Origin of the sequence: Prolixibacter denitrificans, assembly GCF_003014495.1 — a bacterium.
Classification (GTDB): Bacteria; Bacteroidota; Bacteroidia; order Bacteroidales; family Prolixibacteraceae; genus Prolixibacter; species Prolixibacter denitrificans.
Genome location: NZ_PYGC01000012.1, coordinates 108,844 through 134,900, shown reverse-complemented (window position 1 = coordinate 134,900; position 26,057 = coordinate 108,844). Strand labels below are relative to the sequence as shown.

The window sequence follows — 26,057 nt, the reverse complement described above, 5'->3', positions numbered from 1 at the left end:
CGTCACTGAAATGTCGCCGCCTTTGGATTTTCTTTAGTTCAACTTTCATTTGCTTTTAACCTTTAATTCCGGTCAACCTATTTCAGGGAAGGACACTTCGCTGTTTCTGTTGTTCCTATGGTTATATAGGTTTCTGTTGTTACTATCGTTCCTGTTGTTGGAAAAGTGTTAAGTGTTAAGTTTTAAGTGTTAAGTTTTAAGAAGTGACCGCTGACCATATACCTTACACCTTACTCCGTATACCCTTATCCTATACCCATTCTACTTGCCTATTCTCCCACTTTCATTTTCGGATTACAGGTTCAGTTTTCGAAAACCCGGATCTAACAAAACCTCTGCCATATTGTTATGGTTACCGAAATGATTGAAAAGACAACAACATGAGCAAATCCATCTTAATGACTGGCGCGGTACTAATGGCATTGGCGGTAATACTGGGAGCATTTGGCGCCCACGCCCTGAAAAGCAGATTAGCGACTGACATGATGCAGGTGTACCACACCGGCGTGCAATACCAGTTTTATCACGCCCTGGGAATCCTGATTATTGGCGTTCTGTATCTCCACTATCCTTCCGGGACACTCAGCTGGTCGGCCATTCTCATGACCATCGGCATCGCGTTGTTTTCGGGCAGCTTGTACCTGCTGGCCGTTACCGGCATCAAATGGCTGGGGGCCATTACACCACTGGGCGGAACGAGTTTTATCGTTGCCTGGATACTCTTTTTCATTGCTGTTTGGAAGAAAACGATGTGACAATGAGCAGTGAAAAATGAGAAATGAACAATTAAAATACCAGGTGTAAGGGATAAGGTATAGGGTGTAAGGGTGAACTTCGCGATTGCAGATTATGGAAAGTGGACTTGCAACAAAAAAGTGGACAAAAGGATAAGGGTTATGCAACCAACTGTTTCCCAAATTCCAGTGGCGACATATAGTTCAAACTTGAGTGTTTCCGTCTGGTATTATACCATGTTTCAATATATTCAAACAGGGATATTTCCGCCTGTTTTCTGGTAACATATACCTGATGATTGGTCCACTCGGTTTTTAACGTTTTAAAGAAGCTTTCTGCCACCGCATTGTCCCAGCAATTCCCCTTTCGACTCATACTTTGCTGTACCAGTGCTTGTTGACTAATTGTTTCCCGGAACTCATTACTGGCATATTGTATACCTCTGTCCGAATGAAAAATCAGCGATTTTACTACCGGCCTGACTGAACGAGCCATCTTCCATGCCGGGAGCACTGTGTCATTGGCCGTAAGAGACTTACCCGTAGACCAGCCTATCACCATCCGGTCTGCCAGATCCATGACGATGGTTAAATAGAGCCACCCTTCCATGGTCCGGATGTAGGTAATGTCCGATACCCAGGCCGTGCCCGGTTTCCCGGCCTTAAAGTTCCGGTTTAAAAGATTCTTCGCTACCGGATAATCATGACCAGAATGGGTTGTGGCAATAAACTTCTTCTTACTAATGGCCCGGATATTGGCTTTTCTCATCAGTCGGGCCACCCGGTTACGGGATACATGAACCGACTGGCTTCGAAGCGTAGCCGTAATTCGGGGACTTCCATAACTCTTCTTACTCTCCTGGTGAATCTGTTTTATTTGTTCCAAGAGTTGCCTGTTTTCTATTGCTCGTTTACAGGGCCGCCCTTTTAGCCAGGCATAATAGCCACTGCGGTGCACATTCAACACTTTACACATCTTTTCGATGGGGTACTCCCGGGCATGTTCTGCTATAAACTGGTAGAGTCTCCACCGCTCCTGGAAAAGATGCCTACTGCCTTTTTTAAGATATCACGCTCCATCCGCATATCGGCCAGTTCTTTCTTTAACCGGGCGATCTCCGACTCTTCCTCATTCAAAATGGGCTTACCGTTACCCGGAAAACTACTCCCCTGGTGACTGGCAAATTCACTCCGCCACCGATACAGCAGTGCCGGCCGTATATCCAGTTCCGCTGCCAGCTCTCGCATGTTATCCCGTTGATAACTCAACTCTACGGCTCTAAGTTTAAATTCCCGTGTAAATTGCTTTCGATGTTTTGACATGTTTTCAAGATATAATTATTATTCAATTATACCTTAACCTACTGTCCATTCAAAGGTAGCAACTCCAAAGTGTTAAGTGTTAAGTGTTAAGAAAGAAGACTCCAGAGGAAAGACGTTAGACATGAGACCTTTGACTTTCGCCTCTTTATTATTCACTACTCATTTTTCATTATTCATTGATTTAAGGGTTTCATGTTACATGTTTTGTTGGCTATATCGTATTGAAAATTTCATATTATTTGAGTCTCAATTAACAATAATATGAAATTTGATTCGTTATGTTTAGAGTATTGACCTAAACAGGACACAAACAACAATAACGTTTCATATTAATTCAACAAAAATGAAAAAATCTGCATTCCTCGTCCTTGCTATTATTTTACCTCTTTTTGGCTTTTCCCAATCATTCGATACCTCGAACCTGCGTGTAGGCGGTGGTTTGGTATACGGAACCGATATCGATAATGTTGGTATTGACATCAACGGAGTCTATCAGTTCAACGAACAATGGGAAGGTGGAATTGCCTTTACCCACTTTTTTGAAAAGAATTATGCCAACTGGAATGTTCTCGATTTTGACGGACATTACATCTTTTACAGCGACAACAGCGGTTTGAACGTTTACGGTGCAGCCGGTTTATCAGTTACATTTGCCAAGATTGACATTCCGGGAACAACCTACACCGATCCCAATTTCGGAACCATCACAACTCCGGGTGTAACCGCTTCCGACAGCAACTTAGGTTTGAACATCGGTGCCGGTGTGAACTATGCCCTCACCGACCAGCTGAACCTGGCTCCTGAACTGAAAGTAACCATCGCGAACGGTAGTTATGTCAGAATGTGTGTCAACCTTCAGTACCGTTTTTAATACAAAAGATATTTCGCATAGGTGTCCTTGGGGTTAATATAAAAGGGAATCATACCCAACAAAAGCAACAGGGTGCAGCATTGATTTGCTGCACCCTGTTTTTGTTTTATCAACTGCCCATATATTAATATTAAAATACAAGCCTGAACACTATACCCAATATGATTACTATGGTACCGAGTCCAATAACATAGTTTTCCGTATCATAGGTTCCACCCCACGTTGCATCTAGGTTCCCCCCGATTTCATCTTGTAAGCTGGTTCGGCATCCCTTTAATAACCATCTAATAAACCCGCCTAACCATCGTGCAGTCTCAGGCATAGCTATTATTTTTCCTCTTTTGGCGGAGGGGAATCATGAAGCGTATGGATGTAGACATACCCTTTTACGAAACTCCCTTGTTTTCCCCAATCATCGTAACAGATCACGTGGGCAACGGAAGAATCTATCTCGTAACCCAGAATGTACACACAAGTATCATAAGGCAGTGAAAGGGGCGGAAAGTTAAAGACCGGATTGGGATTTCCTTTCTCTATTCCTTGATAATACTCTACCAATGAATCAATCAACTGTTTTTTCTTTACAAAAAGCACCGGATTGACCGTTCCCCAATATTCCTGGTAGCAGTACATCTTCTTTCTGTTCAGCACTTCTTTCTTATAACTTCTGTTCATGTAACGTCCTCCGACAATCCATAGAACAGCTACAACCAATACGGACAAAACAGTTCTCTGTACTTTCTTATCTCTCACAACCATCTGATTCCTTTTGAATATCGACTAAATCCACACATCCTTTTAGTTGAAATGCTCAGCGCCGTCAGTCGCTTTTTTTACCGAAGCATTGCTAAATCGGCCCGTAGGGGATTTTACCGCTCTTACCGGCCGGGAACCTCCACTTCGCGAGTAGATACAGCTCCGCCACGTGAGTGACACAAAACATATATAAACCATTGGTGATGAGTCGGAATTGGTATAAAAAACAGAAATTATTCCACTTTATGATAGATAAAACTTTTGTCAAACTTAAAATTTGATTTCTCCCAATGCCCATTAATCCATTCACTCATTTTGATATGAATCATTTCATTTCCTGAAACACTTAACCAATAAACTTTTTTCCCTGAGCGATGTATTGAACCTTCGGGATAATTATTGTCATAAATACTACCCTTTTCATTCAGAATTAGCGTGTCATTTTTAAAATGGTAGGTACCGATCAAACTATCCTCCATTTCACAACTATAAAATAGATACGTGCTATCAATCTTAAAATCATAAAAGTCTACACAGCCCTCAGCAATTTTACATTCCCATTTTGTATTTGCTATGGACGGCTCCTTCCATTGGTTTTTAGTTTCGTTCTTTTTATTCACCTCAGTTCTACAAGATGTGAATACACTAACAAACAGCAATATAAAAACAACATATTTCATCATATCAGTAATACCTCCTTCCATAATCAGAACTGCAGGTTCTCTACCTTCGTATCGGTGCTGGTCGAACTACTGGCCGAAGTGCCTGTGCTCACCAGCGTACTGTTTTCACGGAAGTACTTCTTAATCCGCCCGTAGGGGATTTTTCCGCTCTTACCGGCGGTGAACCTCCACTTAGCGAGTAGATACAGCTCCGCCATGTGAGTCACACCCAGAAGCATAAACCGGCCTTAAAACCCAAAATTTTCAACTGGCAGCAAAACTACCAGGCAATAATCCAGTATATTACAATCCGCTGCTTATCGTTCAGGGCCACACCTTTTGAATAACCATGTTTCCACTTTTTGGGCAGACATTCGCAATCCTGTAATTCGCTTGCAGGCAGAAATTTTCCTGATTCTGCACCCAATACGTATAGCCTAAAACCCTCATTCAATCCACAAAAGCTTTTTCCCTTAAATTCATCGACATTGAATAACGGAACCGGAAGACTTTTTGCCTTTGTAATGTTGTGTTCAGCTAATTTCTGCTTTAACGGGGACTCCTGATTATCAAATACCCGACCATCCAATTCAACCACATTACTGTATGGGAAAATCAAAAGCAAAGAGGAATCGTTGGCCTGATATGTGGCCTGGGAAATACGTACAAAATGACTTTTCAATTCATTGTACTTTATTGAATCGTATTTCTTCCATAACATGAGTTCATCAACACCAAATCCCAGCAATTTGATGGTATCCTTTGAGGGAACATTCGTTACAAGACCAACACTATCTGGCAATTCCATTGGAAAATGAGTAACTAAACTACTATCGAAAAAACTGACACTCTGCTTGTAACTTTCCTTGATCTTATTCATGACGCGAGCATTCTGACATCCAGAATAAAATATCAAAACCAGAAGTGCTGATAATATTCTTTTCCTCATTTCAATCAACCAGGCACTATGTTTTTCACAGATTTAGTTCTTTATCAGATCTACTCAATTTTACCGTCTGATTTTATTTGAAAATATTTTACTTGGTGTTCATCCTTTACCGTATCCATTGTTTCAACATCAATTAAGATGTTATGAATTTCCTGTTTGATCTTTCCATCCTGGCTAAATTTCGAATGAACTACTTTACTATATTCTCCATCTCCAAAAGAACCATCCAACATAAAGCTTCCTATTACCTTATCATCGGTTGTCACGGTGGTAATCATTTTTCGATAACATATCCCTCCTGCAGCGCATGTAGAATGATATATTAATCCCAAAATACCTTTTGAAACGACCATAATCGTATCGCTATAATAGGAGTCTTGAAGACCTGCCAAATTTGAGTCCACATGCAAATACTTTTTCATTAGGGATGCCGGAATCTCTTTTCTGTAAAAGAAGCCCAATTCATGCTTTTCTTTGGGTCCCTTAAATAACTCCAAAAAATCACCGAAGGTTGTTGTAACATTCGATGTTTTTGCCTCTTCATTATTCTGTTTTAACATACCATTCACATTTCCGGCAGTTGAATTCCTTTTATCAGATTTTCTGTTTACACATCCAACAAAAAGAATAATAACAATCAGTAGAAAGACATTTTTCATCATAACTTAATATTGATATTTACTTACAAAATCAGACATCTTTAAGCGATCTTTTGCATCCAGTAGTGGTCCTACATTATAATTATCAGTAGTTCTAAAAGTATGCCCTATCCTCATATTGCTGTTCACAGTCCACCATTGTTTTTTAACTTTTCCGGCAGAGAAAGAAGCAGCAACCACCTGAAATTTTGTCACATTACCATTTCTATCCCTTCGTACCATTCCTGTAGCGATCATTGTATGTTTTACATTGATAATATTTCCATTTTTACCTGCAGAAACATTTGAAAAAATTAAATCACCTTTTCCAACCAAATTAAAATCATTATGAAGCAACCCATTAGCAAAAACACCGTTTTTACCCTCAGATTCAAATGCTATAGCCATACCTGTTGCCCCTTGCTTTGCTAAATTAAAGTTTTTCATCAATTTATCCGGGTCAGAATTAAAGGCCTGGCCTGCCAGTCCAGAACAATCTATTCCTATTGAACTTTTCCCAATTATATCTCCATATCCATAACTTTTATAAATCTCATTAACTTTTTCATAATTCCCTGAAGATATAGCGTTAAAAATGGGTTCGGTAATATCATTCCTCATATGAACTAAAAATAATGAATTAGTTCTGTCGGCCATCCCTACTGCTGACACGTTTGGATTTTTACCACCATATTCATATAACGTTCCGATATAAGAAAAAGCCTTACTTAAAACATCATTAGGATCATTTCCATTAGGATCAATCAATAGAATAGGATTGTTTAGGCAATAATCAAATGGAGAAACTCCTGGATATTTATCCGCCATCGGATCCACCCCATACCACATACTAATTCTTGGATCGTAATACCGGGCTCCGTAGTAATACAGTCCTGTTTCCTGGTCGAGTTCTTTGCCGTTGAAGAGATAACTGGTGTATTCCGCGTCCGTCCGCTCTTCCACAAAGGTCTCACCGAATGGGAAATACTCGTCATGCTGGTACACTTCACCGGAAGCATCCGTAATGTAACTGCTGCTCCCCAAGTGGTCCGGATGGTAATAGAACTGCAGGTTCTCCACCTTCGTATCGGTGCTGGTCGAACTACTGGCCGATGTGCCCGTACTTACCAGCGTACTGTTTTCACGGAAGTACTTCTTAATCCGCCCGTAGGGTATTTTCCCGCTCTTACCGGCAGTGAATACCGCCCCATCCAATCCCAGCGCTTCGAAATTGGCAATGAGTTGCTCCTTCTGGTGTTCCTTCTTTTTCTCCCAGTCGATGCCATGGCCCGCTTTTACCGTATCCTTCGGATTGAGCAAATCCTGGTAGGCCCCCATCTCGCCCAACTGGCTGACAATGCGCTGCCCTTCCACATAGAAATGCTTCGTGTATTTCATGTTGCTCACCACCATGTACGGGTTCACATACATGGTATAGCTACCTACTGTTCCTGAGCCGCCCATCGGGAAACCGTTTACATACACTGCCTGGCCGTCGCCCGAGGCTTTGATCACCCGGTCGCCGGAAGCATCGTACATGTAATGGTAGGCCACACCGTTGTCGGCCAGGGCCCGCATCCGGTTCTCCTCGTCCCACAAAATTTCGCGGCGGTTGTTGTTCTTCGTACTCTCCCATCCGGTTGGGTTACCGTTGGCATCGTAATGATACACCCGGTCACCAATCTGGCTGGGGGCGTGCGGCTGTGCACCTTCGTATTTGTATTCCCAGTTATACGTGGTTTTATGTCGCGGCGCCCAGTCGGTATCGTCATACCCGCGGAACTGGTGGAACTGGTTCTTCGATAGAATACGGCCCGTGGGACTGTATGCCATCGCCAGCGTATAAGTATGCTCGTGTGTGGCCCCTTCATAATGCCCATCGGCATTGGTCAACCGGTACAAATCGTCGTAATGGTAATGATAGTCAAACCGTCCGCCTTTCAAGTCCGCAGAAGGAATTGGTGCGGTGCTCTGCAGGCGGGTGATGTTGTTCACATTGTCGTACGTGTAGGTATCGTCCATCATCTTGCGTCCGGCTGAAGTCAGGGCGGTAATGTTGTGCAACCGCCTGCGCTTCGGTTCGTAGGCGTAGGTGGTTTCGGTACCATTACCGTAAGCCAAATATACACGATCTTCGAACTTATCATACCCTAACCGGGTAAGATAATTGTACCGGTGGCCGTTCTTCTCACCATACATTTCGTGCAACGAACCTCCTTTGTTATAGTCATACGTTAGTGTCTCACCATCAGGATACACCATGTGTTTCAGCCGGTTCCAGGTATCGTAGGTCCACTCGGTGTCGAAGGTGTAAATGCCTTCGTCAGGCACAATAATGGTGCGGATGTTCTTCACCACCTCACCCAGCGGCCCGTAGAAGAACTCCTGTGCCCCGGTTCCGTCTTCCTGAACGGTAATGCGTCCGGCCCGGTTAAAGTCGGCACCGGGCTTTCCGTATTCGTACCGCACGTTGTTCACCGTGTTTTCCGGGTACGTAATATGGGTCAGGCGCGTGTAGTCGTAGTCATAATTGATGGCTTCGTTCTTCCCGCGCAGGTTGGCTGTCACTTGTGTCAGCATATTGCCGGCCGGGTCGTAGGTGTAATCCGTCAGGCCGGCATCGGGATGGTTCCGACTGGTGCGGCGCCCCAGCATGTCGTACACCGATGTGGTGGTATTGCCCTCAGCATCGGTAGCCTGCAGCAGTTCGCCGAGTGGATCGTACACAAAACTGGTCCAGACTTTACCGGGTGCTTTCACCGCTGTTTTCCGGTTCCGCACATCGGTATAGCTCTCCGAAATTTTGCCGTTGGCATCGGTTACCTGCGTCATGAATCGCAACTTGCCGTCACGGTCATTTCCAAAACCGTATTTCGTGGTTGTCTCTGCTCCGTCAGGCAGCGTGGTTTTCACGGTCCGGTCAAGCACGTCATACGCCACTTTCGTCGGCTTGATATCATCCACCGAAGTATTGAACGTTTCCGTGTGACCTTTCTTTTCCGTTACCGGATAATACGAAGTCACACTCCGCCCGAAGGCATCGTACGTCACCTTGCCCGAGACAATCATCATCTCCTCGTCGTCGGAATGTTTCGACTGGAAGATGGCAGCATCTTTCTTCGTTTGCAAGGCGCGTCCCAGTCCGTCGATAAACATCGCGGTCTCGATGGGATTATCCGGATGATCGGGATCGTAATGCTGCGTGAAGGCCCAGGGTACCGTTGCATCCGGATGGTATTGGAACTTGATGGTAAACGGCACACCCGCTTCCAGTTCGTACGGACCCGTAATCGTTGTGATACGTCCCACATCATCGATCGCGTATTTGGTCTCCTGCCCATTGATGTCCGTCGTGCTCAGCACCTGCCCGAAACGGTAATCGTAGGTACTGGACGAACTGTAACCGTAAGCATCGCGTACTTTGGTAATGTAGCTGTGCACAGTGTGGTCGTATTCATACGCATAGTGCATCCGCTGCCCTTTGTAATTGGCGGGTTGGATAATCGAATCAAGGTTTCCGTAGGCATCGTAATGCAGGTCGTACACCGCCTGGCCCTTTTTCAGCGCCTGAGTAATTTGGGTGATCTTACCCGTCTGATCGTCCACCTCCGTCGAGCGCTCCCGGTAGGTTTTTCCTTCACCGGTAACCGTAATGGATTTCGGTACGTTCAGAATGTGTTTACCCGTCAGCTCCCAATACTGGATCGATGACGAAATCGAATCGCCGGGTTCGTCCGGCTCGCCGTGATCGGTATACGATACGACATTGCCGTATGCCCCGTAACCAAATGACATGTAGGTACTCTTCTGCGGCGAACTCTCGCCTTCATAGAAGTATTTGTGTGTTTCCACCAGCGCCGGGAAGGCCCGGTAGACCGTTGCCATATCCGCTGTATCGGCAATCGCTTTCAGGTTGTCGGCAGGATCCTTCAGCTGATATTTGTTCACCGTTTCGACATATTTCCGTCCCTTAACATCCTCCAGGGTTTCCGACAACAACAATCCCTTATCGTAGTAATTATCGTTGGCAAATTTCTGAATGGTTGTCCGGTAAACGTCGCCCTGCTCATCCAGCTGATGCGTTTTCACCTCGCCAAAACCATAGAAAGTCCGTTCGCGCCGGTCGCGGTAACCGTCCGAATAGTCGAAAGTGGTTTTCAGGGTATCCACCCCATCGCCCTTGTGACCGTCGAACACCTTCACTTCACTCAACGCCCAGATGGATTGGGGCATATCCGTGGTATTTCCAACCGGTTTATAGTTAAGTTCAATACTTGATTTCAAAGGTCGGTGTATCGTATGTAATAAATTGGTACGCGCAATAGCAGAACTTTTCACCTTGATGTCGCTATCGACGTCTGATTGCAGAAAGTCCGGATAACCATCGCCGTCAATATCCGAGATTTGAATATTTGTGCGATTGATACCAACACTTCCGTTGATAGAAGGGGTAAATACTATTTTCGCCAAAAAGGCTGAAAAACCAAAAGTAAATGAAACATTTGCCGACGCACTCGTCGTAGATGATTTTCCAATATCACTGATTTCATTCCATGCAAACGGCTGCGAAAATCCGGTTCCTGTGTTTAACCGCAGATAAACAACCCCGGTTTTTTTGTACACCAGATCGACCAGGCCATCTCCATTGACGTCGATAAATGAGTATCTCAGATGACTAAACGAAGTCGAAAGCCCAATTCCACCTTCAAAACTATTATTCCACAGACTAAAACCTGTTCCACCATTGATGTCATTACTATGTCCACCACTAATTGAATCAATATTCCAGGTTTCATCATCGGTGTAAGAATATCCCAGGTTGATATCTACTTTTCCGTTCAACCGAATTTTATCAGGTAATCCATCTCCATTTATGTCAGCATAGGTCTGCGTTGTGTAGTTATTTCCGGTTCCTCCACCAACGTTAAAGGTTGACCCCTTACTCTTTACGATGTAAAAATTCCCATTTGCACTATGTGATGGCGTTTTTGAAGTTTCCGTAAATTTTCCATTCATTGAAGGGCCTGCCGCATAAACTGTTGTTTTATTAAGTGCATCGAAGTTCTTTTCGAAGTCTGACAAACTGCCGTCGGGATTAGTGTACTGTATTTTGTCTTTGGTAACAACATCAGGGTAGCGGTCACCGTTCATATCAGTAAAATCAGTTAGCACCCTGTTCCATCCGGTGGTTACACTACCACTTCCAACCTTGCCACCTCCTGAAAAGGAGATATTTAAACTTCTGCTCATTTTATCAATCGCCCTGGCGCCAGTCCCACCGGAAAACGGGTTAAAGGGACTAATGGCATCCTCCCCCATACGGGATGAGCTGACAACTGTGTCTTTGACGTAAGTCAAATCATCATAGCCCACCCAGGCACCTTTTTCAGCATCCGGTGTCATTAATATGAAGATATCCGTTGAAGGGTCGTAGACCTTTGATCCCTTCAACTTAGATGGATCGTCAATTTGGTCAAAATCTGATTTCGAAACATCGGCAATGTTGTCATTGAGCTTAAGCAATTGTTGGTCAATTACCTTTGAATCTCTGCCGTCGTTTGCATTGTAGATAAATTGCCCCCACCCCCCATACAATGGGCCATAAATCTCATCCTCATCCGCAATGGGTGAATAACAGCTCGCCATTAACGTATCAGAAAAACTTTTAATACTGTCCTGAAGAATGAATGAATTACTGTTGATAGCACCATCCTTAGCAAAATCAGGAAGGTAATATCCGAAAAAGACGCTGTCTCCTTTATTTACTTCAATTTGAATGGTATCCTTACTGCTCATTACCCCGTCAGCAATAGTCAGTGTTCTTTTGTCGATAAGTTCATTTCTTCTCTTTGCGGTAAATACGACCTTACCGTTATACCCATTGGTAAAAGATATTCCTGGTATGAGATCTACTTTTGCAGCCTGTGGTGCGACCCAGGGCGAAGAAACCCTGATTGTATTGGCATAAATACTAAATGACGGTGTGGCATAAGCATTTATCGTCGGCTCGCCTTCCGCATCGACTACCGATTGTACGTTTTCATCATCGGATTCGGTATAATACATTCTTGGTTTCCAATGAATATTGGACCAGTTGATATTGGACTGTGACTCAACTTTAAAACTGTACGTCTCCCCCTTTTTTACCGTTCTTTCCTGACTAATATCAACGGATACAGAATCTTTCCATGAAAGATGCTTCGACCAAATGGTATCTTTTGCTCCGTCAAATTCTTTTATGATGGAGACCTTTATATTGTCGCTTGTGACAGGTTTTCTTATTGTCCCCTCAAGTTGAATCTTTCCATCAATTGGAGTGCTAATCGTTTGGTTCCCGGTTAAAACAAAATCATCTCCGGCAATAAACCTGAAATAATATTTCCCGTTCGCATCTTTCAAGTCTGGATTCGAGGCATTGATGTATGTAATAGCCGGATTCCAGGCTACCTGATCATAGGCTCCGTCATACCGCGAATTCAACCTAAAAAATAACCGGTCTCCTCTTTTAATATCAAGACTCTTGATCGATAGCGTTTTTATACTGTAATCATTTTCCGTGATGGTATCAGTCCATAATCTTGTTCCGTTGTATTCCAGTGAAGCTACTACGCCATCTGCTGTAGAATAGCCTTTCCTTTCGGCACTGAAATCTTCAATTAAATGAATCGGAGCTGTAATATCTATTTTTCCCGTAAAAGGAGCCTGCCAGACCCGAATAACATCATGTAATGGATTTTGCTTTTCGGCCTCCTGCAGTTCGGTGGGATCGGGCTTGTAAATATCTGAATCAATACCTCCACTCTGATTTATTGGATTTGGTGTACCTGCACTCGTACCATCAAATTCCGGAACACCATCTTTTAGCCGATTAAAAAGTACCCGTCCGTTATCCACTAAATCAGGCAATCCATCTCCGTTCACATCCGAAAAATATACAGAGGTTTTTGATTTTGAATAAGTCGTATTTGCACCAATAAAGCCACTTAAACTAATATTAATCTGGGCGCCCAACGAATGAGAATTTGTTTTTTCTTTTAGAAATCGACTAATGCTCTCAATCGGGACGGCCCCACCAAAATGAGGTTCCATATCACCAGCTGTTTGTCGTAGCTGAGGGCGAAACCAAACGTGACCTCCTTTTTGAAATAACTTATCAGGCAAACCATCCCCGTTCAGATCGACCAGAAGTACTTTCCCATCACTTTCTGAATGATTAAAACTATAAGAGCCACCAACAGTTCCCTTTTTTGACCACGGATTGGCACCAATGCCGGGACCAACATACAAGCCGGCACCTCCGCTCCACGATGAACTACCACTTAACGCTGAGGAAGCAGGACTAAACTTCGGTAACTTATTGAGTCCGTACAAATCAACCTGAATATCATCCCCTTGAGAATCCCAGGGCACCTCACTATTGAAATATTTGGTTTGATTTCCTTTCGTTACATCGTTGTAGTAGTCAAATTCATGTTCACTAAATACTTTTCCCTGAGAATCCAGCTCATCAACACTTGTCAAAAGGGTCTTAAAAAACGCTCCTTCCTTATAATTCAATTCATATGAACGTATCAGGGAATTATTGAATTTGACCTCAATGGTCTTTAATAAATCGATTGTATGCCTTTTGAATGCCAAACGGGCATCAAACGATTTATCCTTTCGTTCTTCGCCGTTGACCAATTTCGTGCGTTTAAAATATACCGAATAAGCACCTTTCTCGTGACCATACCCGGTATAATTTATCTCCTTCAGGTAAATCTGTTTTGAAGGGTACTTATCGCCAGCTGACTGCCTGATTTCATCAATATCATATTGATAGGTTACACAATTACCAAATACATCCTGCACTTTGGTCAGCGCCCAAAAGGCAATATTCCCCTTGTAGTCTTTTAATACGGCATTTTGATCCACATTACTTCCATCTCCACCATAGTAATATTTTACCCCACTCTTATCCGTCACTTCCCACCAATAGGTAGCAGGGCTTCCTCCATGTCGCTTAATTTCGCTGAAAGCACCCTCCACGCGGGGATAGAACAGTTTTTCTGCGTCTACACTTTTATCACGTGGTTTCCAGGCCGAACGATAAGCCACAGGACTCAACTGTTCTCCTTGCATCGTGTAGGTTTCCGACTCCAGGTTCGGATCATACCGGGGCACCCCCCAACGGGTATCCACGGAAATAGAAGGAACCGAGAGATCCCAACCTAAACCCAACCAACCGTCGCCGCCACCGCTGTTATACCGTAAGGACAACGAAGGCTGCATGCCCTGTCGTCCGGCCGGAACAGCGATCGGGTAGCTCAGATTGGCATTTCCCATGGAATTGGCCGTAGGAGGTGCTATTAAATTGATACCGGTAGCCGGATTCGCCACCTTCACATCTTTCATGGATGTGGGGGTGTACCCTTGTGTTTGGGGCGATTCCGGGACTTTTATGATAGCGTTGATGAAATCGGTAAAGTGGGTGGTTCCCGAGCGGACGGCGTTCAATGCCAGCAGTACAGAATCTCTGTGAAGGGGAACCCAGTGATTGGTTTCTTCGTCGAAATAACAGGTGCGAATGTCTTCTTCGGAGTATCCGTTGGGAATTTTATGGGTATCGTACCCCAACTCCATGGTAACCGGCTTCTGAAATCGGGTCCCGTGTGGCAGAAAACGGTATCCGCTGAATCCGGAGGTCACATTCACCATTCCCGGATCCAGGGCGGGTACATCCCGGGCACGAAGTGCCGTTACCGATAAACGGGTATTCTCTTTCACCGAGCCTGCATCACCTTTCAGCAAGGCATCGCCCAGCTTTAGGGCAAATCCTTTACCGGGTTCGGCTGTCTTCTCCGCGAGATGGATCTCTTTATGAAAGCCGTTCTTTGTATCCCATTTTGCCGGTTGTCTGAACAATACCCGGGTAAGCAGCTCTTCCCCGTCCGGGAAAACCGCCCGTACATTTACCGACCACGTTTTTTCTGAATTTTCCGGCTTCTGTACGATGCTTTCAAATGTCCCGTTCTGAAAGCGGACTTTATCTCCTGCGACGTACACACTTGCCTGCTTGCTCCCACTTCCCGTCACATATCCTTCCAGGTAGCCCAGCTTTCCGTAGTAACATTCGTTGACCGGCTGATTAACAACCAACTTTCTTTGGGAACGTTCCTGTAGCTCTCGGTAAGGCTCCACCTTGATGGAAAGATTTCGGATTTGATATCCGTAACCGGCTCCTTCGGGCAGGGTAAACCGTATCACATTATCTCCTTCTTTCAGGTCGCCCGGATTCAGCAGCTCCTTTTGTCTTCCCCAGGTTTTGTTCTTTCGGACGAAATATCCACCCACCGACAACTGCTCGTTCACACTGTGCGAAATACCGGTATAATCCTGCACTCCTTTCAAATCATATTCCAGCCATACGGTTGCATTCTTTTGAACCGGATGATCGATGTGCACGTGAAAGACATTGTCGACAGGATTATCGACCGGCCTGTTGGCAAAGACTCCGATAAACCCCTCTTTTCGGGTCGCCGGATAATTCACAGAACCGACCTCATCCGGTAAAGCTAAACTGTCAGGGCTTAGCACGTCACCTAACGGAACCGGCCTGGCCACCTTCACCGAATCGACCGGCTGGTTAACATTCTGTGAAGTCGGATCGCCCGATCGAATGGATGTGACGACGAATACGATCACTAACAGACCGAGCAAAATAAAGGAATCTCTGAAAACCCGCTTCCAAAAACGACTGCGAAGCTGTTTAATAGATAGTTCAGTTGATTGTAAGTGTTCCGGTTTTCTGTTAAGCCAATGAAAGTTCATTTTCTTTTTCATGAAGTCGATGCTTGTGCCAACTGTCGTTCGTTAAATCAAATTGACAGCGTGATGATATTTCAGATTATTCATGGTAATGAATAGGCATTACCCACCTGCTTCCGTCTTTAATTCCGATTGATAACCAGCTTGAAAGTTTCTGTTCCCGAAGACGTTTCAATTTTCACCAGGTAAAGGCCTGCCTGATCAAGTTCCCCGTCAAAATGATAATTGAAGGAACCTTCTCCCATCCGCGTGCTTTGTAATGCTCCCTGGATATTGTATATGCGAACCGTTACGGGAATCGCTTTGGTCAATGAGATATCGATATGGTATTGTCCCCGGGAGGGATTCGGATACAGCTGATAATGATACAATATCCCGTCCGGCACCTTGACCGTGATATTCTGACTGGCAGAACATCCATACTGATTAGTTACCGACACCTGATATTCTCCCGGATAGGTTATGGTTGCATCTTTTGTCGTTGCATAGTAGCCATCATCGCCTTCCCATGTATAGAAAGCCGTGCTATCCGAAATATGCGTTCCGGCATCAAGCACCAGCGGGTCACCTAAATTCATGGTGTAAAGGGAATCCAGTCCGAAATTAAAATCCTCTGGGTTGTCAATGGTTATTTTGTCGACAGCTGTTTGTGATTTGCCATCCGTTACAGCAAGCGTATATGCTCCGGAAGCCAGATTATCAACCACCTGAAAACGGGATGTTCCGGTCCAATCCTTTTTGAAACCAAGTGAATCACTAACCAGCTGAAATTGATACGGAGCTTTACCTCCCATCACTTCAACATTCACTGTTCCGGTGGATGCATTGTGACACAACGGATCAGTACATCTAACGCCGTTATCCATTCCGAAAGAGAAGGTAAAACTATCACTTCCTGAACCATCCGGATCCCAGGTCACCTTATCGAACGTGGCAATTCCGTCTGAAGAAAGGGTATCTGCCGGAATGTACTCCACATCTTTTAATGAATAGTCATTGGTTCCGCTACGATCAATCACCAGGTAACACTGTTTCACCTCCTTATCTTTGGCGTATGCCTTCGTATTGAATTTCATTTCTGTCGGGACAGACGAAGCTGTTTTTCCGGTCACCGACATCATCCATTTTCGTTGCAGCACAGGGTAGGTGTAGGGATAAACCTCCTGTTCTGATCTTTCCAATTGGAAAGCTTTATCATTCATTCCCCAAACCAGGAAATCACCTTTGTTGATAGTAGCAGTGTTGTTCTCATTCGAAGCTGCGATTTTATCTGCCCCAATAACAAGCAGTTTGGGATCGTCGGCATACTCCGTCTGTTTTTGGTTTAACAGGAAGCCATCATCGCGACCGATACCGGCGACAGTTTTTGAAAATTCAGGATGCGCTTCATAGTCCCAGACAACCTGCCCCGTGGAGGTTAGATAACTGGAATACTGGAAAGTGGTTCCATATTTTAACGAAAGATAGGACTGTACCAATTGAAGTTCCGGCCCACTCAACAAGCGTTTAAACACTAGCAGTTCTGCCATGTCCCCGGAGAAATTCTGTAAACTGTCCGCTATTGATGCGCCGCTTCCCAACCAAAGGGAAGCCCCGGTAACACCGCTACTGGCCTTTCCCCAATATTCTGCTGTCGTATTGACCATTGGCACGCTGATAGTACCTTCTGAATATTTTGCAATACTTTGCGGCCCGGCCGCCCGCCGTGTACTCAGCATCACAGACTGTTCCGGCTTGACAACGGCACTCCACACCGCCCGCTCCGAAGTAGTATCTTTCGAATGATATACAGCGACGATGGTCAGCTGAGAAGTTTGACTGAGGTTTAAGGGAATTTTAAACTGCTCTTTCTGTCCGTTAAAACTGACTGTTCTATTAAAATTAATCAACCCTTCTCCTTTAAGCATCAGGCTGTCAGAAGGAATCGCATCAAGTTGATTACCGCTGATATCATTCCAGACCGTATTCGTTTCAGTCAGTTGATCGGCCCTAAGCCAAACGTCAGGATGTAACAGATTATTAGCATTTTGACCATTGGCTATAAAAGCCACCGGTAAAAAAATAACGGCTAATATTTTCTTCATAGGAACTAAGTTTAGGTTTAAACTAACTCCGGAACGGTATCCTGAAACACAGATAGAGCATTACCTCACAATAATTGTGATGTAACCCTCCTCCTGGTCATCAGCCACTTTAAACCTCTTATTTTCAATTAATCAAGTTTGTTGTCTGTCTATTTATATAAATGTCTGTTCTGTCGTCAGATTAGGTCTTAACTTAATGTCACCATTTGGGCAAGATGACTTAAGCCAGGCATGTCTCATTAATAGAAACATAATTTGTTATATGATTTAAAAAACGAACCGATATACAGCATTATTATGTAGAGAACTCAATAAAATTCATCTCTATTTGATAATAATATCAGACAGAGAATGTTATAGGAAATGATTTTTCATAAGAATTATTTAGTCCGGTTTCAGATAGCTTCCGAACCCAACTGTGTTCAGATTAGGTAACTAACTACTCGCGAGCCTATAAGACGATAAAACCAAGCGCACAACTGCCATCTGAGCTGAGAACAGGCGGTCAGGCAGTTCGCATATGGAAACAAGTCAATCACCCGCACCGAATTTGCAGGGGATATTCCTTCCGACCTGTTCGTTTTATGCGTAACTTTATGAAATGAAACCTGTTAACCCCTTGCGATATGTCAAACGGTCACATAAATCTCTCTCCGTCCAAACCGCGTGAAGCACTTCTGATTATCGATATGCAGGAAGGCTTTTTTGCCGATCCCAACGAGCCGGTTTACCGCGAAAAAGAATTAATCGACAACGTCAACCGACTGATCGACAGCTTCCGTAAAAGGAACCGTCCCATCGTTTTTATCCGGCACACTGAAGATGGTGATGAAGACCTGAAAGAAGGCAGCAGAGCCTGGCAAGTTCATCACAAGCTCCGACACAAACGGGATGATTATTTTGTGAACAAGGAAACGCCCGACTCCTTTTACCGCACTGAACTAGCAGCCATTCTGCAGGAAAACAAAATCGACACGTTGTATATCACCGGACTGCAGACAGACTACTGCATCGACACTACCTGCCGGAGTGCGTTCGCTAAAAACTACCACACCATCCTGGTACACGACGGCCACAGCACATATGATAATGACTTCATGAAAGCCGAAGCCATTATCCGGTACCATCACAAGATCATTGGCCGTTGGTTTGCGGCGTTGCAAAGCACGGCTGAAATTGTAGCCGGCACGTAGTTCTCGGTTTTGTTAATCTCCGTCAGGATGAGTACATTTAATGGTACGCACCAAAAATCCTGACCTATGAGAACCGGCATCATATACGTTTCGGGAATTACCGGAGGCATCCTCTTAATCTTCCGGGCCATCGGTATCATAGCCGAATTCAATGCCAATGCCTTTTTACTTTACTCCGGCCTGTTCCTGCTGTTTGTCGTTTGTATTCCAACCTATTTATACGATAAACGTCTACGCGACGAAGAGATCAAACAAATCATCGCATCATACAAAGGCAAAAAAAGGGAACCGCTACAGATAAAAAAAGGAACCCCGAATAGTCGGGAGGAAATTGATGAGTGGGGCATTAACAATCCACCGTTTCGTGACCATCATTCCGGTTTAACCTGGGGAGGCGGTAATATTCACGCAGCCGATGCTTCAAGGGGAACACGGCGGAAGTTTTTAAAAAGGAGATAGTAAACAACTTGAAATTTATCACTCTCAAAAAAAGAGGCTTAACTAACAGACTGCCCAATAACATGCACCATCTCCGTAGATGTTTTTCAGTAAGATAATATTTTTACAACCGCCAATAAAATATACCACTATACCTCAACTTTTAACAAATGAAATACTTTCTTCGTCTCCTGCAAGTTAGCTTTTTCCTAATAGCTTGCTCCCACTTTGCCTCCGCGCAAAATCTTCCGAAATTTGGAAAAATTGACATAGAAACGCTCAAAAGCAATACCTGCCCCATTGATTCCAATGCCCACGCCTACTATGTATTTGATTATGGAATAGCTGATTTATCTCTGGGAAGTACAACTATTTATTCCAATCAAAATGCCGGCTTTCATATGGTTTTCAAAAGATACATTCGAGTTAAAATCATTGATAATCAAGGCTTCCGTTATGCAACCATTCAGATTCCTCTATTTCGTGGTCGGGGCAGAGAGGATATAACAAAACTGAAAGCTTATACTTATAATCTCGAAAACGGAGAGATTCAAAAAACCAAGCTCGAACCATCCGACATGTTAACAGAGAAAACCAGTGAACACTTATATACGGTGAAATTTGCGATGCCTGAAGTCAAAGCCGGTTCTGTCCTCGATATAGAATATAATGTTACTTCAAGCTATTTCTACAACTTCCACACCTGGTATTTTCAACGAGATATACCAACACTTCATAGTGAGTTTACCGCTATGATTCCTGAATTTTATTCCTATAATCAGACTGCTGCTGGTTATTTCCCTGTCAGATTCAAGCGACATATTATCAATCGAGGCCTCTCGATTATATTTAACCGAAGACAAAATGGTATGGTAGGAAGTCCCGAATCTTACACCCGAACCGTTAATTTCACGAAAAATGTATTTGAATACAGCGCCGATAGCATACCTGCTTTCCCTGAAGAGCAGTTTCTCAGAACGGCTGAAAACTATATATCAAAAGTCGACTTTGAACTCCAATCCATAAAATTTCCCATGAGCTCTGAAAGAAAATTTTCAACCAGCTGGGAAAGCATTGACAAAGATTTCATCGAGCATCCGTATTTTGGGAAAGAGCTTGGTAGTGCGGGTTATATTCGAAACATTGCTGCCAAATTGAAAACAAATGAAGTAAGCGGAATTGATCTATTACAGAAAGCTTATGAACATATTAAGCAGCACTTTTCCTGGAACGAATTTCAAAGTCCATATGCCAGCAATACATTAGCAAAAAAATACAAAGATGGTGTCGGCAACTCCGCTGACATCAATCTCAATCTAGTGAGACTTTTGAAACAACTGGACTTTGAGTGCTATCCCGTCTTGCTCAGTACCCAAAAACATGGTATAATACACCCGGCGCATCCTTCACTCAGCAGCTTCAACTACGTCATTGCCGCGGTATTTATGAAAAACCATATTTATTTGTTAGATGCGACAGACCACGATGCTGAAATCAATTTGTTACCTACCCGGTGTATTAATGACAGAGGCAGAATTATTGGTGATAGAAGTGAAAAATGGATCAATCTGACAAACTACCAACCTTTTGTTTTGCAATCGACCTTTCTATCAAAAATAGACAGCAGTGCATCAATTACCGGTAACGCAAGACTGAGGTTAAATGGTTATGGTGCATACGAATATCGCAAGGATATAAACAAAAGCAGTTCACCTCTTGAATATTTCCAATCAGTTCTGGATAAGAATATGACGACTGCAAAAATCGAAAACATTAAAATTAAGGATCTAGCCAAAACGTCGAAAAGCCTGGTTGTCTCTTATCACTTTGTCAATTCGGATTCATCCAATCATCCGGCAAATATGCTCTACTATGCTCCCATCGTTAATCCTTATTTTCAAAAAAATCCATTCAAGCTCGAAAAGAGAGAATATCCTGTCGAATTCAATCATCCCTATCAAATACAACAAATTAGTACATTTTCCATCCCAACCAATTACCATATAACACGGGCTCCTGAGCCAATAAGTATCACACTCCCTGACCAAAGTGCCCAGTTCACATATCAGGTCAATGTTTTCGGACAAAATATGAACGTGATCACAACTGTTAGAATTAACAAAAGTATTTTTCTTCCGAAAGAATACAGACAACTGAAGCAATTCTTTCAATTAATGATTGATAAACAAAATGAACTAGTGGTATTAAGAAAAGATGCCTCTTAAAGTCATCATTAATCGACAATTGAAAGGCTGTCCTGTCCAATAACATAATGCCAATTTCTTGTAACGTTGCGATAAGATTTTATCTTTAAGCGTACCAATAAAAATAAACAAATCTGCGATTCCTTTGAAAATGAGACCTGAGGCTTTATCAAACAAACCATCCCTGCAGTTTTTCACCTTCCTTACTTTACCTGAAATGGCAAATGATTCAATTTTACCGAAGTATTTATTTTTTACGGATATAAAAACAGGATAGTATCCTGATATTATTGCCCTTCGACTTACCTGACGAATATCTCGTTGAGATACATCGTGGGTAATTTTTCGGTGCCGGATCAATCACAAAAGTTCTAACTAATAAACAAGAATAATGAAAACTTGCTTCCTCCTATTGTCTGTGCTGTTGTTACTCGTGACTATACCCCAACAGGTCGACGCACAAAAAGAACCCAAAACAGGAAAGGTAGACATCCAGAACCTCGAAGCGACTCAATGTCCTACCGATTCGAACGCTCACGCATACTTCATTTTTGACTATGGAAAGGCCGATTTTGATTACATGGCCAAAAACGTTCGTACCAACGAAGCGGGAAGCAGTCAAACCGGTTTTCAACTTCACTTCAACCGGCATTTCCGAATCAAAATTCTCGACAACGAAGGCTTCGATTATGCCAACATTGAAATTCCATTGTACCAAGGAGATAAAGATGACGAACTATCACAGCTGAAAGCTTATACTTACAATCTTGAAAACGGAAAGGTGGTAAAAGACAAGCTCAGTAACAAAGATGTCATGACAGAAGAAACCAGCGAACACTGGAATACGGTTAAGTTTGCCCTGCCCAACGTAAAAGCAGGTTCCATCATCGAGGTAGACTATACCATTCGTACAACTCATTTTTTTAATCTTCGCACGTGGTATTTTCAGCGGGATATCCCAATCTTAAACAGTGATTTCACTGCGATTATTCCTGAATACTTTCATTATAACAAGACTTTAAGGGGATATTATCCGGTGAAGTTCGATCAGGATAACCGGCAACAGAAGCTTACGATCAATGTTCATCAGCAGGCTCGGGGCCGCCTTGTAGATGAAGCCAGGTACACCAGTTCATTCAATTACACGGAGCATATTTACCACTACACCGCCGATAGCATTCCGGCATTTCCAAAAGAGAAATTCCTTCGGACAGAGGAGAATTATATTTCCAAGGTAGAATTTGAGTTGGAATATGTAAAATTTCCTCAGGAGCCCATACATTATGTAACATCGACCTGGGCAAATGTCGATAAAGATTTAACCGACAATCAATATTTCGGGAAGCAGCTCAACAGCGCTGGTTACATCCGGGATGCCGCAGAAGAGCTAAAACAGAGCGGAGTTGAAGGCATGCAGATGCTGGATTTGGCATTCGAATACATCAAAAGGCACGTCGCCTGGAACGGTACCCGAAGCAAGTACATCAACGCAACGCTGAATAAAGCATTCAAGGAAGGTTCAGGAAACTGTGCCGATGTGAACCTCAATCTTGTCAGGCTGTTACGCGAACTGGGTTTCAAGAGTTATCCGGTCGTACTGAGTACACAAGACAACGGAATTATCCATCCGTCGCATCCCTCCATCAGTAGTTTTAATTATGTGGTTGCCATGGTACTCAGTAATGGTAAAGCCTACCTGATGGACGCCACCGATCGCGATGCTGAAATCAACCTGCTCCCAATCCGCTGTCTGAACGACAAAGGACGAATCATTGGTGATGTTCAGGACAAGTGGATCAACCTGATGAACTATCAGCCCTTCACCATGACCTCCAGCATTCTGATGATGATGGATAGCACAGCAACGATTAGCGGCCAGGCGAATATGAACCTGAAGGGATACGGTGCTTACGAATTCCGGAAAGCCATTCGAAAATATGATTCGCCGGCTGATTTCATCAAAGCAATGGATGATAAAAACAAACTTCAGGATGTAGACGGGATCAAAGTCAAAGGCCTCGATACTCTTTATCACAACCTGAACCTCACCTACAAATTCACAGATAACGAGTTGTCATCCAATCCGGGAGACATGCTCTACTTCAACCCGGTAGTCATACCGTATTTCGAGAATAACCCATTCAAGCTCGACAAAAGGGAGTATCCGGTGGAATTCGATCATCCCTACCATATTCAACAAGTTCAGACTTATAGATTACCGGCCAATTACCAGCTTCAGGAAGCACCGAAGTCGGTAAAAATGGTCCTTCCGAATAATGAAGCACAATTTGTTTTCCAGGTCCAAAACCTCGGAGGCAACCTGATTGTCAGTTCATCTCTGAACATTAACAAAAGTGTATTTCTACCAAGCGAATACGAGTCCCTGAAGAAGTTCTTCCAAATGATGATTGACAAACAGCACGAACTGGTCGTACTAAAACACATTTGATGAAGACATTATTTCTCACTTTTCTCTGCACTTTTTTCTTCAGCATCCCGGTATTTTCGCAAAGCAGCCGGGATGCTGCTTCTATTCCCGACTCCCTGAAAAAGCACGCCGATGCGGTTATCCGGGAATACCAGGTCACATACAACCGGACCGGTGCAGGCAGTTACAGCCGGAAGGTTCATTTGGTAGCCACCATTCTGAACAGCAATGGAAGAGGTGAAGCCAACCTGGTTGTCATGTACGACCACAACTCAAATGTTTCCCAGATTGGCGGAACCGTCTATGACGCGCACGGCAAAACCGTTAAGAGACTTCGGAATAAAGACATCCGGGATTTTGCCTACAACGAAAGCTATACGCTGTTCGGAGACAACCGGGTCAAGTTCTTCAGACCGGCATATAAGCTCTATCCATACACCGTTGAATACTATTACAAAGTAAATTACAACGATTTGGTCGGCTTTGGTAACTGGGTTCCGGCTTCGGGTTATAACACTTCCGTGGAAAAAGCGGAGTTGACGTTCATCACACCGAACAAGTTCCAATTACGACACAAAGACCTAAACAGTGATTTTGCCTTTAGCCAGACGACCGAAAAAAACACGGTAACCTACCACTGGCAACTGTCAGGTTTTAAAGCCCTCGAATGGGAAAGACTCGCACCCGATTTCATGGATGTATTTCCGGTAGTGCTTCTATCACCGGACGACATGTCATACGAAGGAACAACCGGAAATTTCGCAACATGGAAAGGGTATGGTGCCTGGACATACCAACTTATCAGAGACCGGACCTTACTGCCCGAGGAGACCATCTTAAAACTGTTCAGGCTGACTGACAGCATACCGGATAAACGGGACAAGGTAAAAGCAGTATACCGGTATATGCAGAAGAAGACACGCTACGTCAACATTGCGTTGGGCATCGGGGGATTTCAACCGCTCATGGCTGAAGATGTGGACGCGAAAGGATACGGCGATTGCAAAGCACTGAGTAACTACACCCGCTCGTTGTTAAAGGCCATCGGCATCGATTCGTATTACACAGTTATCGGCAGTGGCGATTACAGGCAAATCAAATATCCCGACTTTCCGGGAGCCAGCCAGATGAATCACGCCATCCTGTTCGTTCCCCTCGATCAAGACACCATTTGGCTGGAATGCACCAATCAGCAAATTCCTTTTGGTTACATCAGCCTGGACAATGCCAACCGCTTTGCGCTGCAAATTTCGGCTGAAGGGGGAAAGCTGGTGCGCACACCAAAGTACACAGAAAAAGAGAACCGACGGGATTCCCATATTCAGGTCAACCTGCAAAACAATGGGGCTGCTTCATTCCAGCTGAATTCCGAATTCGAAGAAGGCGAATTTGAAGATGTTTTCGGGGTCCTCCACTTGTCATCAAAAGAACAAAAAGACGCCTTAACCCGCTGGTTGAATGTGCCGGGACTTACGATTCAAAACTTTTCCATGCAGGATATTTCTGCCGACACGGCCAAAGCAAAGCTGAATGTCAAAGGAGAAACGAGTCGCTATGCCATACCTACCGGGAACCGAATGTTTGTATCGACCAACTTTTTAATTGAGAACAGCTTTCCATCGCATCTGTCAACGGATCGTCAGTTGGAGATTTATCAGCGTACGGGCTATACCTACAAGGACACCCTCACCATCACCATCCCTGACGGTTTTAAGGTGGAGTACCTTCCGAAGAAAACGGAACTCTCTTCTTCTTTTGGTGATTACGAAATCAACTACGGGCAGAATGGGAATAATACCATTGAAGTGACCCGAAAAGTCGTCATTCACCAGGGAAAATACAAAGCCGATGACGTCAAATCCATCAACGATTTCCTAACGGGAATTGCTTCGCAGGAACGACAGAAGGTGGTGTTGGTGAAGAAAGTTTAAAACAACATTTTCAGTTAACAAAATCCCACAGAATCTGTG

The 26,057-nt window shown here is 43.8% G+C and carries 15 protein-coding genes; 7 read left to right on the top strand and 8 right to left on the bottom strand.

All coding sequences use genetic code 11. The features are described 5' to 3' along the window. Nucleotides 1–380 precede the first annotated feature (380 nt). The gene (locus CLV93_RS17760) at nt 381–755 is read left to right on the top strand and encodes a DUF423 domain-containing protein (protein WP_106543562.1); all 375 of its coding nucleotides are present in this window, start codon (nt 381–383) and stop codon (nt 753–755) included. 139 nt (nt 756–894) lie between these two features. Here CLV93_RS17760 and CLV93_RS17755 read toward each other — a convergent pair. Continuing rightward, nucleotides 895–2,057 (bottom strand): IS3 family transposase gene (locus CLV93_RS17755; protein WP_106543561.1). Its coding sequence is split into 2 segments (ribosomal slippage): nt 895–1,802 and nt 1,802–2,057, totalling 1,164 coding nucleotides; the frame shifts between segments, so codons are not numbered across the junction. 343 nt (nt 2,058–2,400) lie between these two features. Here CLV93_RS17755 and CLV93_RS17750 point away from each other — a divergent pair. Further along, nucleotides 2,401–2,928 (top strand): outer membrane protein, encoded by a 528-nt coding sequence (locus tag CLV93_RS17750; RefSeq protein WP_106543560.1) that lies wholly within the window; start codon nt 2,401–2,403, stop codon nt 2,926–2,928. Between the two features lie 327 nt (nt 2,929–3,255). Here CLV93_RS17750 and CLV93_RS17740 read toward each other — a convergent pair whose 3' ends face one another. The 7 genes from CLV93_RS17740 to CLV93_RS17710 form a co-directional block, all read right to left on the bottom strand. Continuing rightward, complete coding sequence (locus tag CLV93_RS17740) at nt 3,256–3,687, bottom strand: hypothetical protein (protein ID WP_106543558.1); 432 nt, start codon at nt 3,685–3,687, stop codon at nt 3,256–3,258. Nucleotides 3,688–3,917: 230 nt separating this feature from the next. Next, the gene (locus CLV93_RS17735) at nt 3,918–4,388 is read right to left on the bottom strand and encodes a hypothetical protein (protein ID WP_106543557.1); all 471 of its coding nucleotides are present in this window, start codon (nt 4,386–4,388) and stop codon (nt 3,918–3,920) included. Nucleotides 4,389–4,390: 2 nt separating this feature from the next. Then, entirely contained in the window at nt 4,391–4,585 is a 195-nt protein-coding gene (locus tag CLV93_RS17730; protein WP_106543556.1) for a hypothetical protein, read from the bottom strand. Between the two features lie 41 nt (nt 4,586–4,626). After that, nucleotides 4,627–5,226, bottom strand: coding sequence for a hypothetical protein (locus tag CLV93_RS17725; RefSeq protein WP_146142066.1), 600 nt, complete (start codon nt 5,224–5,226; stop codon nt 4,627–4,629). 119 nt (nt 5,227–5,345) lie between these two features. Further along, on the bottom strand, nt 5,346–5,957 hold the full coding sequence (locus tag CLV93_RS17720; protein ID WP_146142065.1) for a hypothetical protein: 612 nt from the start codon (nt 5,955–5,957) through the stop codon (nt 5,346–5,348). A gap of 3 nt (nt 5,958–5,960) precedes the next feature. After that, nucleotides 5,961–15,755, bottom strand: a complete 9,795-nt coding sequence (locus tag CLV93_RS17715; RefSeq protein WP_106543553.1) for a SpvB/TcaC N-terminal domain-containing protein — start codon at nt 15,753–15,755, stop codon at nt 5,961–5,963. 107 nt (nt 15,756–15,862) lie between these two features. Next, on the bottom strand, nt 15,863–17,824 hold the full coding sequence (locus CLV93_RS17710) for a DUF8202 domain-containing protein (RefSeq protein ID WP_106543552.1): 1,962 nt from the start codon (nt 17,822–17,824) through the stop codon (nt 15,863–15,865). 626 nt (nt 17,825–18,450) lie between these two features. On the opposite strand from CLV93_RS17710, the gene CLV93_RS17705 reads away from it, so the two are divergent. From CLV93_RS17705 to CLV93_RS17685, 5 genes are all read left to right on the top strand, one after another. Next, a complete protein-coding gene (locus tag CLV93_RS17705) occupies nt 18,451–19,017 on the top strand; it encodes a cysteine hydrolase family protein (RefSeq protein WP_106543551.1) in 567 nt (188 codons plus the stop codon). Nucleotides 19,018–19,083: 66 nt separating this feature from the next. Continuing rightward, nucleotides 19,084–19,476 (top strand): hypothetical protein, encoded by a 393-nt coding sequence (locus CLV93_RS17700; RefSeq protein ID WP_106543550.1) that lies wholly within the window; start codon nt 19,084–19,086, stop codon nt 19,474–19,476. Between the two features lie 149 nt (nt 19,477–19,625). Beyond that, the gene (locus tag CLV93_RS17695; RefSeq protein ID WP_106543549.1) at nt 19,626–21,680 is read left to right on the top strand and encodes a DUF3857 domain-containing protein; all 2,055 of its coding nucleotides are present in this window, start codon (nt 19,626–19,628) and stop codon (nt 21,678–21,680) included. A gap of 370 nt (nt 21,681–22,050) precedes the next feature. After that, entirely contained in the window at nt 22,051–24,108 is a 2,058-nt protein-coding gene (locus CLV93_RS17690) for a DUF3857 domain-containing protein (protein ID WP_106543548.1), read from the top strand. Then, nucleotides 24,108–26,018: a DUF3857 domain-containing protein gene (locus CLV93_RS17685; protein ID WP_106543547.1), complete on the top strand. Its 1,911-nt coding sequence runs from the start codon at nt 24,108–24,110 to the stop codon at nt 26,016–26,018. Before CLV93_RS17690 ends, CLV93_RS17685 begins: the two co-directional genes overlap by 1 nt. Nucleotides 26,019–26,057 lie beyond the last annotated feature (39 nt).